This is a genomic window from Paenibacillus bouchesdurhonensis (genome assembly GCF_900155685.1).
Taxonomy (GTDB): Bacteria; Bacillota; Bacilli; order Paenibacillales; family Paenibacillaceae; genus Fontibacillus; species Fontibacillus bouchesdurhonensis.
The window spans coordinates 2,059,621-2,074,397 of the sequence record NZ_LT732548.1; the positions used below are offsets into that span (position 1 = coordinate 2,059,621).

The following is a 14,777-nucleotide window of genomic DNA, read 5'->3' on the forward strand; positions in this document are numbered from 1 at the left end:
AAGAAAAGACGCCTGCATAATGTCTATCATCCTCCCGCACAATATATGATGATAACGGAAAGGGAGGTTTTCCTCATATGAATCTGGATTTACGGCAGTATTCGGTACGTACGGATTTGGCAGTGGAGTCTAAAGAGCTTGCGGAGACGGTTCATGGCGGACCGGTTTCCGGCATTCATGAAGAAGTTAAGGAACTGGACGGAATTAAAATTACCCGGCTGGATGTAGAGAATGAGCAGGCTTCGCGTCAAATAGGCCGCTTGGTCGGGCATTATGTCACTTTGGAGGTTCCAGGTCTTCGCAGTCATGACAGCGATCTTCAGGAGAGAGTAGCAGCAGCTTTTTCCGAGGAGTTCATTGCCTTTCTGGAGAAAATAGGCGTTCGAACTGGTGCGACCATTTTAATCGTCGGCCTGGGCAATTGGAATGTTACACCGGATGCCTTAGGGCCGCTTGTCGTCGAGAACATCGTAGTAACGCGGCATTATTTTGAGCTGGCGCCGGATCAAGTCGCTCCGGGCTACCGCAAGGTCAGTGCAATAGCACCAGGTGTACTTGGCATCACGGGGATTGAATCCAGCGAAATTGTGCAGGGTATTGTCGACCGTACGAAGCCGGACGTGATTATTGCGATCGATGCCTTGGCTTCGCGATCCTTGGAACGGGTTAATACGACGATTCAAATCGCAGATATCGGCATCCATCCAGGGTCAGGCATCGGCAATAAGCGCAAAGGATTAACGAAGGAAATTCTCGGCATCCCTTGTATTGCGATCGGCGTTCCAACGGTTTGCTATGCATCTACGATCGTTAATAACGTGTTCGATCTGATGAAGTCGCATTTTAACGGGGAAAACGGAAATGCGCAAAGCAATACGAAACAAATTATGGGATTGCTAACAGATCTCAGCGAGGGTGAGAGATTAGGATTGGTTAAGGAGGTACTTGAGCCGTTAGGACATGATCTTATCGTGACCCCAAAGGAGATTGATGAGTTCATTGAGGACATCGCTAATGTCATCGCCAGCGGACTGAATATTTCCCTGCATCAGGCGATAGATAAGGACAACGTCGCAGCGCATACTCATTAGCTCTTAGAGGGGAGTACGAGTCCAAAGGGCGTGTGGCTGGCCGCTGCGTGTGATGACAGCCCAGGCAGCCTTGCTGGTGTGGGAAGGCTGTCCCCGAGGATCGTGCTCCTTTTTGTATTTACGGCTGAATGGAGCAGAGGGATGATCCATTTCGATCCTATGAAGTTCGCAATCTAGCGAACTTTATTTTTTTGTGAGAATAAAGGTTCTACTTTTCCGGACAGGTTCATAGATTTCAATTATAGAAAGTGGCACCCGGCTAAAGGAGGGCTTCACAAAAAAATGAGACGGTTTAGAACTTGGAATGTCGGCCGAATGAGACAGAATCTGATGCGCGTGCTTGCTATGGGGCATACGTTTGTGCTGTTGTCAGTATTATCAGCGGTATTCTTCCTGTTGCTTGGTGTAGGGGGGATTGCGGAGAAACAGCTAAATACCTCTCCAGTCTCCTCTATGAAAGGATTAGCTTCCTCGTTATCAAGCCGATTCTTTATTAGCATGGTCGGTATGGAATTGCCTCATATGGTGCCTGATAAGGAGATGAGCTCCATATCAGGCAAGCAAATGACGAATTTTGTATTTCAGCTGCTTACGGACGTAAATCCGTCCGATCCCAAAAGCCTGGTAGCACGGGAAGTGCCGGGTCTGGGTGCGGACAGCCCGATTTTATTGCGGACAGGCTCAGGAAATAAGACAGTACAAGCTCCGGAGGATTATCACTCGGGAGCTGGTGCAGACGGAAGCAGTCCGGATCATCCGGAGCCAGACCATGCCGAAGAGCCCGATGCTGAGCCGATTAAACCATCAGCTCCTGAGCAAGACACTGCGGAAGATCAAGGCGAGCCCATTAAGCCAGGCAACAAAAATATTGTCATGATCTATCACTCGCACCCGCAGGAATCCTTTAACCCTGTATTGGGCATAGATTCTACGAATCCCAGCTCATCCAAAGATATGATGAACGTAGGCTTGGTTGGTGACGCTCTGGCCAGAGAGCTTGAACGTAAAGGCGTTGCAACATTGCATGCTTATGATAATTATGCAGCGACTGTGCAAAATTACAGCTACAATTACTCCTACAAATATTCTCGGCAGACCGTGAAGGAAGCGATGGCTCAAAATGGACAGCTGCAATATTTTATCGATATTCATCGGGATTCCCAACGGCATGAGAAGACAACGACGGAAATAAACGGTGCGTCCTATGCCCAGGTTTACTTCATTATCGGGCACGGGAATGAAAACTGGCGGGAGAATGAAGCCTTTGCCAGCTCCATCCATGAGCGGCTGGAGAAATCTTATCCCGGAATATCAAGGGGCATCTGGGGCAAGACTTCATCCCAAGGGAATGGCGAATACAATCAATCTCTTTCTCCTCAAAGCGTACTCATAGAAATTGGCGGGATCGATAACACCAAAGAAGAGCTGGAGCGTACCGCCGGTGTATTAGCCGGAATTATTGCGGATATTTATTGGGAAGGACAGGAGGCGGAGAAGGCAGGCACTTTAACTAAAGAGCAGCCGGGTAAGAAGGAAAATCAAAAGCAAGTCGCAGCGAAATAATAGAGCCGGGTAAATGCATTTTTCCAAGGGGGAGTCGCTTTGTCCAAAACGATGAAAAAGTCATTATTATACGGACTGTTGATCGTCATCGGTATTACATTTGGAATGCAGCTGGCGGAGTCGGGAACGAACCGGATTCATAGCTCTGCCCCTGCTCGAACAGACCAGTGGTTTGATCCAGCTCCATCAGAAGCCTCAGGGTATATGGACAAACGGGAGGCATTATGGGAGAGTAGGGCGGCGCAGATGTCGGCAGAATGGACAACGGCGGCAGCTGGATCAGACGCGACCCAGCCGGTGGGTACGGAGCGCTTGCAGACCCCGGACAGCCTGCTGCTGCCGCCGCCGGAGCAGGCGCCCGTAGACCGTTTTGCAGATAAGGCAGCTAATTTATTACAGCAGGTGTCACAACGCAGCATATATTGGGTAGCCTCTTTGTTTAATTCAGATGGATAGCCAACTGTGAAAGTTGAACTAACTCCGGAAACATTGATTTATGGATGGGAATAAATTTGTTATAATAAAGTTATATTTGTTATTGGCTCTATCAAACAAATTAACTATATGGAGTATGTCCGGAGGTAGTAATCATTGAAGAAGGTAACGATGCAGCAAATCGCCGATCATCTTGGCGTGTCTAAGTTTGTCGTCTCCAAAGCATTGTCCGGCAAGGGAGGCGTCAATGAAATGACGAAGGAGCGGGTCATTCAAGCAGCATCCCAACTCGGTTATTTCAACCAGAAGAATGGTTATGTGAAAAATGTAAGACCGAATGTAGGAACGGCTGCTGTTCCGCCGGGTAAGCAATCGGTTCTTGTCCTGATGCCCAATATCCGCTCTCAGAATAAAGAATCTCTCTACTGGGGCAAAGTATTGGAAGGGATATCGGATGAGTTGGAGGAGCAAAATCTTGGCATGATCATCGTATCGGAGCCGCGAAACGACGTCATGATGAATATCATTAACCCTGAAGGTATTCTCGGGATGATCGGGGTAGGTCAAATCGCCACCAATCTGCTGCTGGAGGTGCATCGCATCGGGTTGCCGATGGTGCTTGTTGACCACGAGGATAATCTAATTCCCGCAGACTCGATATTTGCGAACAACGTCGATGGAACCTATCGGATGGTTAATCACTTGATTGGACTCGGCCATAGAGACTTGTATTTTTTGGGCAACCTTAATTTTTCTAGGAGCTTCAGGGACAGATGGCTGGGTTTTCGGAGTGCATTGGAGGAGAACGGCCTCCATGTGCAAAGGCATGACGATCCAATGCTTCTTCTGGAAAGCGTAGAGACCGGAGGGTTCGATCAGGCTCTAAAGGACTGGCTTAGCGCTAGGAAGCAATCCAAGTCATTGGCCTTGCCGACAGCATTAGTGTGTGCAAATGACTCTATCGCGCTTCAGACGATTCGGGTATTGAGTGAGCTGGGGCTTAGCGTACCTGAGGATATCTCAGTGACCGGATTTGACAATATTGATGATGCTGCCCGGTTCGAGCCTGCGATTACAACGGTGAGTGTTCCGAAGGAGCAACTAGGCAGGCGCGCGGTCACGAAGCTGCTGGATCGGTTGACCGATGCGAACAGAGCCGTAGAGAAATGGCTTATCTCAGTAGAGCTGTTGTACCGGAATTCTGCCTCCAGTCCGCGTGAAGAGGCGAATGTATCATCTTAGACCGCTCCGATAAGCATGGATTAGACATAAAATGATAAAAACCTCGCCGATTCGGCAAGGTTTTTATTTCTATTGACCGTTTGCAGCTTCAAAGCGCTTGTTTTTATTAATCAGCTCGATTCTTTGCTCCACGCATGCATAGGAACGAAGCGGGTCTTCTGGCGTATGCAGCGCATAATCGACCAACTGATCGACGGTAGTCGTAGCTACGTGGATGCGTGTGTCGGAGGAGGCATAGTAGATATAGACTTCTCCGTTATCCCGAGCGATGACTCCGTTACAGAATACGACGTTAGAGACGTCCCCGACCCGTTCCTCGCCGTCCGGCGCGATTAAGTGGCCGCCTGGGCTGTGAGTAATGCGGTGAGGCTCATTCAAATCGGTTAAGAACGCGTAGAGTACATATCTTAATCCGGCAGCCGTATTTCGAACACCATGGGCGATGTGAAGCCAACCAGCATCCGTGCGAATTGGGGCTGGGCCCTGCCCGTTCTTCACCTCTTTGATCGTATGATAGTGACGCTCATCTACGATGATCTCTTCGTCAATGACCGCCTGCTCGATCGATTCGGACAGCCCCCAGCCGATCCCGCCGCCGGAACCTGCATCGATGAAGCCATCTTGTGGACGGGTATAGAAGGCGTATTTGCCATCGATAAACTCGGGATGCAGAACTACGTTGCGCTGCTGCGGCGACTTCGTCTTCAAATCGGGCAGACGCTCCCAGGTTGCAAGATCTTTTGTGCGGGCAATACCGCATTGGGCAATCGCGCTGGACAAGTCGCCTTTAGGCGCGTTTGGATCTTTGCGCTCTGTACAGAATAGGCCGTAAATCCAACCGTCCTCATGCTTCACAAGACGCATATCGTAGACGTTTACATCAGGCTCCTCCGTTTCCGGCAAGACGACCGGATGATCCCAGAAGCGGAATCCGTCCACGCCGCTCTCGCTCTCGGCGATAGCAAAAAAGGATTTGCGGTCGGCCCCTTCCACGCGAGCGACGAGATAGAACTTGCCATTAAGCTCAATTGCCCCTGGATTGAAGACGCAATTGACACCGATTCTTTCAGCGAAAAAGGGATTCGTCTCCGGGTTAAAGTCATATTTCCAAATTAATGGGGCATGCTCGGCGGTAAGTATAGGATAGCGATAGCGGTCGTAGACCCCATTACCGAATGGAACCTTCTCATTCGGACGAGTGATCAAGGATTCATACTTTTTTGTTAGTGCGGCTTTTCTTTCTGCAAATTTTGCGTTCATGTTTACTGCCTCCATTTATTAATTATTTGTTCAAACGGGCGATCATTTCCAGACATGCTCTTCCGTTATGATAAGGACATTTCCAGGCGCTGACCTTCGATTCATGGGTAATGGGGCTCCCGTCCTGACGTACGGCCCAGTGCCACTCCCCATGCACAGGATCGGAGATAAAGCGGCGAATGAACTGCCAGGATCCCTGAGCCGCCTTCAAAAATTTCGAGTCTGCCGTGAGTTGGTAAGCATTATAGAATCCGACCATAGCCTCGGCCTGCGGCCACCAATCTTTATTGGTATCGGTTAAGCCATGCTCATCCGCCTCATTCCACAGTCCGCCATCTTTGTCGACGCCTTTAGCAAGAACAGCTTCCGCCATAGCGATGGCAACTTGCTTGACGCGATCCAGCAGAGCGGGATTATCCTCCAGCACTTCTGCCGCCTCCACGAGAAGCCAGCTTCCTTCGATGTCATGGCCATAAGAAATATGAGTGCTCTTTACATTCCACTCCTCATCGAAGAAGAGATGAAAATGAGCGTTACCCGAATTGATGATGTAGTCCAGCGTAACCTCGATCAGCTCAGTCAGCTTCAGTTTTAGATGATCTGATTTCCATACCCGATACAGGTTGGTATAGGCTTCGAGCACGTGTAAATGGGTGTTCATCGATTTTTTCTCGTTCAAGTCCTTGTCGCTTAAGGTCAAATCATCGGTAACCTGCCAGTCGCGGGCGAGCGCCTCGATATAACCTTGATGGACGGTATCGTGGCTATGCTTCTCCAGCAGCTCGAATAATTGTACAGCCTGCTGCACAGGTTCAGGATGTCCAGAAGCGAGATGGTATTCGGACAGCGCATAAATGACAAAGGCCTGACCATACACCTGCTTTTTGTCCTGAATCGGCTGACCGGTATAATCGACCATCCAGTACAGTCCTCCGAATTCCCGATCCGTAAAAACATCTTGTAGATAAGCATAAGCTCTGTCGGCGATTTGCAAATATCCAGCATTCGGATAAATGCGATGGGCCGCTGAAAATGTCCATAGAATCCGGGCGTTCAGTACGAGGCTTTTGGCCGCCTTGCCATTGATTTTCCCGACATGATCCATTTCGCCGATAAATCCACCGTTGGTTTCATCCAGAGTTCGCTCCATCCAGAAGCGCATAATGTTATCGTTCAGCTCGGCTTCGATTTCTGCCAGCCAGGCAGCTGTGTTCGCTTGCTCAGTCAATGCTCATTCCCTCATTTCTTTTCTTGGACGTGTAATAATCGAAAATAACCGATTCTGCTTTTTTACCGTAAACGCAGTAGCCGTCCTCCGTTGCCGCTTCCTCACGAGCATACAGCTTGGCCGGCCAATCCCACAGCATGAAGCCCTGAATCCAATCCCGGCTGTCGCAAGCCTGGAACATCGCTTCGTAGAATTTGACCTGCTCATCCTGATCGGCAGTCCCGACGAGCGTCCAATCGTTAGGGATGGCCGCCGAGCCGCTGCGGCTAGGACATCCGGCTTCCATGAAGAAGAAAGGCTTGCCGTACGTCTGAACGACTTTCTCGATACGGTTCAGCTGTGATTCCCAATCATTTGCCGGATAATAGCCGCTGGAGGAAATGATGTCCAGGGCGTCCCACCAACCTACGTTATCCTCCTGATATTTATCGCAGTTATACGTAATAAGACCGGTGTATATTTTGCGAACCTCGGCAATCAGTTGGCGCCATTCGTTTTCCCGGCGATCTGTTTGTACCATTTCACAGCCGATACAAAGCATTTCGCATCCCGTTTCCTCAGCGATCCGGGCAAAATGAAGAATGTAGGCGCTATAAGAACGGAACCAATCCGACCATTTGGGCTCGCACGGAACATCCTTATCGAAAAAATTTATATGGGCACGCCAGGTGCCGTCAGCACAGTTCACAATCGGCTTTAAACAAACTTTCAACCCCAAGCCTCTTGCTTGTCGAATGGCCCATTTCACCTCGTCATCGGAGACCGTAGGTTCATCCCAGTAAGGGATCTCGGTCGAAAATGCGGTAGCTTGGAGTGCCGAGAAGGCGATAGCCGTCCAGTTGACAGCAGTAGTTCTAGCCATTTGCTCCATAGATTTTCTAGCTTCGTCATTTGCCCATGTTCCGCGAGCGCCCATAAATCCCCACGTCATCCCGGCGATGTATTCCGGCATAATCATCGTATCAGCCTCTCTTTGTTAGTAAGTGGTGGAGCATGCTCATTAGTTGAAATAAGCAGGTGATAAAAGGTCTTCTGTTAGATTTGTTAGCTAAATATTTATTTTGTTATATAACTAATTTATAGATGTTTTTGGCGAATAAATCAACTGTTAATTGTGGCGAAATAAAAAAATCCGCCTCTAGGGCGGATCAATTGGTATTTAAGAGTATGTTATTTTCGTAGGCTCAGTGCTTATCTCCCGTACCGATTGCCTATAAATGATGTTGCCCTGCACCATAACCCGGCCGAATCTGCGCTGTGGGTTTTCGATTTTATCCATAATGAATTTTACGGCCGATTTAGCCATTTGCTCGATATCCACTTCCAGCGTTGTAAGCTGTGGCGTAGTCAGCGTTGCATAAATATCGTTGTCAAAGCCGACGACGGAGCAGTCCTCAGGAATGCTGTAGCCCATCAGCTTCAGCTTATCCACCAGCAGATAGGCGATTTGGTCGCAGTTGCACACAAAGGCGGTCGGCAAAGGATCCGGAAGCGGAATGTCGACGAATTTTCCCTTCTCGTCCCGATCGTTCAAAATTAAGGCCTGATCCAGATGCATACCGTGTTCCAGCAAGGATTTATAGTATCCGAGAAAACGATCCTGGATGCTGCTGGTCGAGTAGATGTTCCCGACATAGGCAATTTTACGGTGACCGTTGCGAACCAAATAATTCGTCATCTCGTAAGCTCCATAGAAGTTATCGGTAACAATCGAATCGATATCCGCATGTTCATCGTAGAAATCGAGGAAGATTTTTGGAAGTTCCATATTCTGGACGGTCTCGATATATTTCTTGCTGATTTGGCCCAGTACGATAATGCCGTCTACCTTCTTTTCACTGTAGACTCTCGGAAAGTTCAACTGCTCCTCATCCTCATTGCTCAGGATGTTCAATATGCCGAAATAGCCGTATTGATCCAGGAGCAGCGAGATTTGCTGATACACACGCAAATAGAAGGAGTGAGACACCCCGGTGAACCTCTCTGGAATAAGCACGCCAATATTTTTGGATAGACCATCCTTAATGGATTTAGCGGCAGAGTTATAACGGTAACCCATTTCTCCAGCCAAGGCTTTAATCTTCTGTTTAAGTTCCTCGCTTACGCCTTCTTTATCGTTAAGTGCTTTGGATACCGTCACGCTGCTGACGCCAAGCTTATTTGCGATATCCCGCATCGTGATGTTGCTTTTCATGATTTCACCTGCCTTCAGCTCATACAAAGTTATAACTTTAAATACAACTACCTACAGGTAGTATACATTTATATTTTTTAAAGATAAAGAAAAGTTTATAAAAAGTTAATAATTAGCTAATCGTTAACCTAAAAAAATAAAGTAAAGTTTATTAAAGGATATGAGAACGCTGAGAGTTTAAGTATGTTCTTCAAGAAATTACTTATGATTCATCGGATGGTAGAAAAATGCCTAAAATGTTGGTCATATGATTGAAAACAGTGTATTGAACATAATTTAATAAAATTAAATGATTGACGAGTAAGCGTATTCAGTATAATATTTGAATTGTAAGTTACCGATAACTTAATTTATTAGAGAGGGGTTGCAAGTATGAAGAAACGCAAAGTGATAATGGGGTTAACGGCTTTAACGCTTGTACTGGGGCTGCTCGCAGGCTGCGGAAGTAAAAGTGACGGCGGGGCAACCAACGGCGGGACAAGCAGTGAGGGATCAACAAACGGCGGGGGAGTAAAAGGCGAGATTACCGTGATCACGCAAAGAACAGATATTGTGGATACGGTATTTAAAGAGTACGCCGCTGATTTTAACAAGGAATACCCAGATGTGAAAGTAAAGTTCCAAGCCCTTTCTGATTATGAAGGCCAAATTACGGTTCGGATGAGTTCCGATGATTATGGAGATGTCCTCCTGCTGCCAACGAGCATTCCACTCGTGGATACACCGCAGTTTTTTGAACCGCTTGGCGATCTGGAGGAGATGAGCAAGGAATACATCGGCCTGGAAGAGAGAGCCGTTGATGGAATAGCTTACGGAATTCCGACTGCGGTTAACTTTTCCGGTATTTTGTATAACAAGAAGGTGTTTGAAGACGCTGGAGTGACGACAGCACCTAGAACGCCGGAAGAATTCCTGACAGCGCTGAAAGCGATTAAGGAGAAAGGCGACGCCATTCCACTCTACACGAACTATGCTGACGGCTGGCCGTTGACGCAATGGGAGTCGGTGCTTACGACGGTTGCAGGCGATGTGGATTATGTGAACGTAACTCAGCCGAACACCGACGATAACTTTGTGCCTGGACAACCGCATTACGAATTATACAAAGTGATGTATGATGCCGCCGAACAAGGTCTGATTGAGAAAGATCCGACGACGACGAACTGGGAAGCGTCCAAGTCTGATCTTGCTAACGGTAAAATCGGTGCGATGGTGCTAGGTTCCTGGGCGATTGGGCAAGTGCAGGAGATGGCGGCCAATCCGGACGACATTGCTTACATGCCGTACCCTACGAATGCTACAGAGGTCATCATGCCATTGGCCGACGACTATACATTAGGCATTAACAAGCATAGCAAGAACAAGGAAGCTGCCAGAGCATGGATAGACTGGTTTATTAAGGAGTCAGGTTACCCAACTGAGATAGCGGGCGGAATGAGTCCGGTAGTGGGCGCTGCACTTCCAGAAACTCTTAAGCAATTCGAGGGCACGGATGTTAAGTTTGAACTGCAGACTCCGGCACAGCCAGGTCAAGAGGGCTGGGTTGACAAGATCGATAAAGATGCGGAAATCGGTCTATGGCAGCCTGACTTCAAGAAACGGATCATTGAAGCTGCGGTCGGCAATCGTAAAGAATCATTCGATGACATTATGAAAGAACTAAACGATGCATGGGTGAAGTCACGGGCAAAAGTAACGCAGCAATAAGCGATCCGGAAATCTTGCGGGTTGAAACAATAGGGGGAACGCATGAAAGTGCGTTTTCCTTCACTATCCGAAAAAAGACAGAAGCAAGACCTGGAGGTGTGAGTGGTGTTTGCAAACCTAAGCTACAAGACACAAAGACGAATCATAATAATCGCTTTCTCGCTGATTCCGGTCGTCTTATTATTTACGTTTGCTTATCTCCCTGTATTCAATATGTTCAAATACAGCTTTACGAACTGGAATGGTTATAGTAAAAGCTTCGATTACGTCGGATTTGAAAACTATAAAACGATTTTTACAAATCCAAAGTATTTTTCCGTCTTCAAGGTCAGTCTCTACTATTTTGGGGCGACCTTCGTACAGATGGGATTAGCCCTTTATTTTGCTACCATACTTAGCTTTAATGTACGCTTTAAAAATTTTTTTAAAGGGGTTTTATTTTTCCCTTACTTGCTTAACGGGGTAGCCATCGGTTTTATATTCCTGGTCTTCTTCCGGCCGGACGGTACGCTGGATACACTGCTTCAGGTTCTGGGACTAGGGCATTTATCGCAAGGGTGGCTATTGAATCCCAACATTATTAACATTTCGCTCGCAGGAGCGTCTTTGTGGAGGTATATGGGCTTCAACTTTATTATTTTCCTAGGCGCCATATCTTCCATCGGCAAAGACATTTACGAGGCCTCCGACATTGACGGGGCCAATCGCTGGCACCAATTCAAGCATATTATTCTGCCCAGTATCAAGCGAATATTGCAGCTTAACTTAATTTTGGCTATTAGCGGCGCAATCAGCGCATTTGATATTCCATATATCATGACCGGAGGATCTAACGGAAGTAACACCTTTGTTATTCAAACGGTCGACGTAGCATTTAAATACAGTAAGCTGGGTCTTGCTTCGGCCATGGCCGTCGTGCTGCTCATTATCGTCATTCTCGTGACACTGCTCCAGCGGTTTCTGATTAAGGGGGATGATTGATATGTACAAATTGAAATATGCAGCAGGCAGTACGTTTAAATACATTACTTTGTTTCTGGGCGCTTTCACGGCGCTATTACCGATTATCGTCGTATTCTTCTCATCATTAAAAACAAACGCTGAATATGGTGCGACCAGTCCGCTGGATCCGCCTCAAAATTGGACGTATTTCGCGAACTACACGAAGGCGTTTGTCGATGGGAAAATGCTACTTGGCTTTGGCAACACGATCTTTATTTTGATCATATCCATTGCCGGAGCTACGCTGATCGGATCAATGATTGCTTATGTACTCAGCCGTTTCAAGTTCCGTGGCAGCAAGCTGCTTATGGGAGCGTTTCTGCTGGCAACTTTAATTCCGAGTGTAACGACACAGGTTGCAACGTTTAGAATCATTGATGCGTTGGATTTGGTCAATACGCGATTTGCGCCAATTCTCCTTTATTTAGGAACGGACATTATCGCAGTTTATATTTTCTTGCAATTTTTGGATACCATCTCTGAATCATTGGATGAATCCGCGATGCTGGATGGGGCTTCCTATATTACGATTTTCTTCAAGATCGTATTGCCGCTGCTGGCCCCTGCGATTGTAACGGTCATTATTGTGAAGGGAGTCAACGTCTATAACGATTTCTATACTCCATTCCTCTATATGCCTGGTGAGAATTTGCAGGTCATATCCACTGCTTTGTTTAAGTTTAAAGGGCCTTATGGCTCACAGTGGGAGGTCATATGCGCGGCGATTATGATTACGATCATTCCTATTCTTGTCGTATTTCTCGCCTTGCAGAAATATATCTATAACGGTTTTGCGCAAGGTTCTGTGAAATAAATAAAATGATTATAGTTTTGGAAGGAGAATTATCTCATGACAGAGGTACGTATTATTGGAGAGAAATTAACAAACATGCCTTGGCAGGATAAGCCGGAGGGCGCAGTAGGTCCTGTATGGAGACATAGCGATAATCCCGTTATTCAGAGAAATCCGGCAAAAGGTATCGCTCGTATTTTTAATAGTGCTGTACTGCCCTTTGATGGACGCTTTGTCGGTGTATTCCGTGCAGAAACGATTAACGGCCGGCCTCATCTTCATCTTGGCTGGAGTGACGACGCATTGAACTGGTCGATCGAAGAAGAGCGCATTAATTTCGTGGATGAGAGCGGCAAGCCGTTTCAACCGAACTATGCTTACGACCCGCGTCTCGTAGAGGTGGAAGGGATTTATTACATTATTTGGTGTACGGATTTCTATGGCGCTGCGATTGGCGTAGCGAGAACGGATGATTTCAAAACGTTTGTACGCCTTGAAAATCCTTTTCTGCCGTTTAACCGCAATGGTGTGCTTTTCCCGCGTAAAATCAATGGCAACTTCATGATGCTCTCTCGTCCGAGTGATAGCGGACATACTCCGTTTGGGGATGTGTTCCTCAGTGAAAGCCCAGATTTCGTCTACTGGGGCAAGCATCGTCATGTGATGTCCAAAGGCGGTCAAGGCTGGTGGCAATCGGTGAAAATCGGCGGCGGGCCGGCTCCGATTGAGACGACCGAGGGCTGGCTTATGTTCTATCACGGTGTAACCGGCACTTGCAACGGACTCGTATATAGCATGGGAGCGGTTATTCTTGACCGCGATGAACCGTCCAAAGTCAAATATCGTTCCGCTAATTATGTGCTAACACCGGAGGAATGGTATGAGGAGCGAGGCTTTGTCAGCAATGTTATTTTCCCTTGTGCCACGCTGCATGACGCTGAAACCGGGCGGATTGCCATTTATTATGGTGCGGCAGATACCTATGTGGGCGTAGCGTATACGACGGTACAGGAAATTGTAGATTATGTGATCGCCACGAGTGAAGAAGTCGCTGACGATGCAGAAATCGGCGTCATGTAACTAAATTAAAAATCAAACCCGATCAGGTTCTCGATCATCTAGAGCATTTACAACGAATTAATCAGCAGAGGACGGATTTCTTCTTATACATAGATGAGATTCCGTCTTCTCATTTTAGGGGGCATCACATGATGGGGAATGACATGAGCTTAGTAGAATTGAAGCAATATGGGGGCAAAAGTCCAAGGCCTGCTGATTTTGACTCTTATTGGGAGCGTGCGCTGCGGGAGCTTGAAGCTCAGCCGCTCGAGTATGAATTGGTTCCCGCCGAATTCACTAGTCCATTGGCGGATTGCTATCATCTTTATTTTACCGGGGCAGGCGGGGCGAGGATTCACGCCAAATTTGTTAAACCGAAAAATTTGACTGGCAAGGGGCCGGGCATGGCGATGTTCCATGGCTATTCTTGCGATAGCGGCGATTGGTCGGATAAGGTGAATTATGCGGCACATGGCATTACGGTGCTGGCGATGGATTGCCGGGGCCAGGGGGGCTTGTCCGAAGACAACTTAACGGTAAAGGGGACGACGATCCGCGGACATGTTATTCGGGGGATTGATGACCCGAATCCCGATAAACTGTATTTTCGCAATGTCTTTCTGGATACGGTACAGACGGCTAGAATTCTTATGAATATGGAGCATATTGATCCTGAACGGATCGGCGTGCATGGCCTCTCGCAGGGCGGCGCGCTTGCAACGGCATGTGCCGCGCTTGAGCCCAGGGTCAAACTGGCGGTGCCTGTATACCCTTTTCTGGCCGATTACCGCAGAGCATGGGAGCTGGATATTACGACTTCGGCTTATGAAGAAATTCATTATTACTTCCGCTTCTTTGATCCGCATCATTTGCGCGAGGATGAATTTTTTACGAAGCTTGGCTATATCGATATTCAAAATCTTGCTGACAGAATTGAGGCTAAGGTGCTTTTCGTGACGGGGCTTGCAGATACGATCTGTCCGCCGTCCACGCAATTTGCGGTTTATAACAAAATTCGTTCTGAGAAGGAACTGCTAGTCTACCACGAATACGGGCATGAGTACTTGCCGTATTTAGGAGATCACACATTGCAGGCGTTTCTGAATTTGTAAGGGAGTCTTTAACGGCTGAGCTCGAGAAGTCGGATTGGGGTTCGACAGATGGCGAGTTGGTATAGCATGAGGACATGGCTAGGGTTGCGAC

General features: G+C 47.6%; 13 protein-coding genes. 9 read left to right on the plus strand and 4 right to left on the minus strand.

What is annotated here, in order from left to right:
• Positions 1-77: 77 nt before the first annotated feature.
• The 4 genes from gpr (at position 78) to CZ379_RS13475 (ending at position 4,331) form a co-directional block, all read left to right on the plus strand.
• The gene (gene gpr / locus CZ379_RS13460; protein ID WP_110932089.1) at positions 78-1,091 is read left to right on the plus strand and encodes a GPR endopeptidase; all 1,014 of its coding nucleotides are present in this window, start codon (positions 78-80) and stop codon (positions 1,089-1,091) included.
• A gap of 282 nt (positions 1,092-1,373) precedes the next feature.
• Positions 1,374-2,654, plus strand: coding sequence for a stage II sporulation protein P (locus tag CZ379_RS13465; RefSeq protein WP_110932090.1), 1,281 nt, complete (start codon positions 1,374-1,376; stop codon positions 2,652-2,654).
• 39 nt (positions 2,655-2,693) lie between these two features.
• Entirely contained in the window at positions 2,694-3,110 is a 417-nt protein-coding gene (locus CZ379_RS13470; protein WP_110932091.1) for a hypothetical protein, read from the plus strand.
• Between the two features lie 135 nt (positions 3,111-3,245).
• Positions 3,246-4,331 (plus strand): LacI family DNA-binding transcriptional regulator, encoded by a 1,086-nt coding sequence (locus CZ379_RS13475; protein WP_234404908.1) that lies wholly within the window; start codon positions 3,246-3,248, stop codon positions 4,329-4,331.
• A gap of 69 nt (positions 4,332-4,400) precedes the next feature.
• Here CZ379_RS13475 and CZ379_RS13480 read toward each other — a convergent pair whose 3' ends face one another.
• From CZ379_RS13480 to CZ379_RS13495, 4 genes are all read right to left on the minus strand, one after another.
• A complete protein-coding gene (locus CZ379_RS13480; RefSeq protein ID WP_110932092.1) occupies positions 4,401-5,591 on the minus strand; it encodes a glycoside hydrolase family 130 protein in 1,191 nt (396 codons plus the stop codon).
• A gap of 22 nt (positions 5,592-5,613) precedes the next feature.
• Complete coding sequence (locus CZ379_RS13485) at positions 5,614-6,753, minus strand: AGE family epimerase/isomerase (RefSeq protein WP_110934368.1); 1,140 nt, start codon at positions 6,751-6,753, stop codon at positions 5,614-5,616.
• Positions 6,754-6,811: 58 nt separating this feature from the next.
• A complete protein-coding gene (locus tag CZ379_RS13490; RefSeq protein WP_110932093.1) occupies positions 6,812-7,777 on the minus strand; it encodes a glycoside hydrolase family 113 in 966 nt (321 codons plus the stop codon).
• A gap of 201 nt (positions 7,778-7,978) precedes the next feature.
• Entirely contained in the window at positions 7,979-9,013 is a 1,035-nt protein-coding gene (locus tag CZ379_RS13495; RefSeq protein WP_110934369.1) for a substrate-binding domain-containing protein, read from the minus strand.
• Positions 9,014-9,385: 372 nt separating this feature from the next.
• Here CZ379_RS13495 and CZ379_RS13500 point away from each other — a divergent pair, with 372 nt between their 5' ends.
• The 5 genes from CZ379_RS13500 to CZ379_RS13520 all read left to right on the plus strand — a co-directional run bounded on the left by CZ379_RS13500 (position 9,386) and on the right by CZ379_RS13520 (position 14,686).
• Positions 9,386-10,720 (plus strand): ABC transporter substrate-binding protein, encoded by a 1,335-nt coding sequence (locus CZ379_RS13500; protein ID WP_110932094.1) that lies wholly within the window; start codon positions 9,386-9,388, stop codon positions 10,718-10,720.
• Positions 10,721-10,825: 105 nt separating this feature from the next.
• Positions 10,826-11,701 (plus strand): carbohydrate ABC transporter permease, encoded by an 876-nt coding sequence (locus CZ379_RS13505; protein WP_110932095.1) that lies wholly within the window; start codon positions 10,826-10,828, stop codon positions 11,699-11,701.
• 1 nt (position 11,702) lies between these two features.
• A complete protein-coding gene (locus CZ379_RS13510; protein ID WP_110932096.1) occupies positions 11,703-12,536 on the plus strand; it encodes a carbohydrate ABC transporter permease in 834 nt (277 codons plus the stop codon).
• Between the two features lie 36 nt (positions 12,537-12,572).
• Positions 12,573-13,595, plus strand: a complete 1,023-nt coding sequence (locus CZ379_RS13515; protein ID WP_110932097.1) for a glycoside hydrolase family 130 protein — start codon at positions 12,573-12,575, stop codon at positions 13,593-13,595.
• 131 nt (positions 13,596-13,726) lie between these two features.
• The gene (locus CZ379_RS13520) at positions 13,727-14,686 is read left to right on the plus strand and encodes an acetylxylan esterase (RefSeq protein ID WP_110932098.1); all 960 of its coding nucleotides are present in this window, start codon (positions 13,727-13,729) and stop codon (positions 14,684-14,686) included.
• Positions 14,687-14,777 lie beyond the last annotated feature (91 nt).

Excerpts from the sequence above, each read along its gene's own strand:
- gpr (WP_110932089.1), top strand. The coding sequence starts at position 78 with ATGAATCTGGATTTACGGCAGTATTCGGTACGTACGGATTTGGCAGTG.
- CZ379_RS13465 (WP_110932090.1), top strand. The coding sequence starts at position 1,374 with ATGAGACGGTTTAGAACTTGGAATGTCGGCCGAATGAGACAGAATCTG.
- CZ379_RS13480 (WP_110932092.1), bottom strand. The coding sequence starts at position 5,591 with ATGAACGCAAAATTTGCAGAAAGAAAAGCCGCACTAACAAAAAAGTAT.
- CZ379_RS13485 (WP_110934368.1), bottom strand. The coding sequence starts at position 6,753 with ATGCGCTTCTGGATGGAGCGAACTCTGGATGAAACCAACGGTGGATTT.
- CZ379_RS13490 (WP_110932093.1), bottom strand. The coding sequence starts at position 7,777 with ATGATTATGCCGGAATACATCGCCGGGATGACGTGGGGATTTATGGGC.
- CZ379_RS13495 (WP_110934369.1), bottom strand. The coding sequence starts at position 9,013 with ATGAAAAGCAACATCACGATGCGGGATATCGCAAATAAGCTTGGCGTC.
- CZ379_RS13500 (WP_110932094.1), top strand. The coding sequence starts at position 9,386 with ATGAAGAAACGCAAAGTGATAATGGGGTTAACGGCTTTAACGCTTGTA.
- CZ379_RS13510 (WP_110932096.1), top strand. The coding sequence starts at position 11,703 with ATGTACAAATTGAAATATGCAGCAGGCAGTACGTTTAAATACATTACT.
- CZ379_RS13515 (WP_110932097.1), top strand. The coding sequence starts at position 12,573 with ATGACAGAGGTACGTATTATTGGAGAGAAATTAACAAACATGCCTTGG.
- CZ379_RS13520 (WP_110932098.1), top strand. The coding sequence starts at position 13,727 with ATGGGGAATGACATGAGCTTAGTAGAATTGAAGCAATATGGGGGCAAA.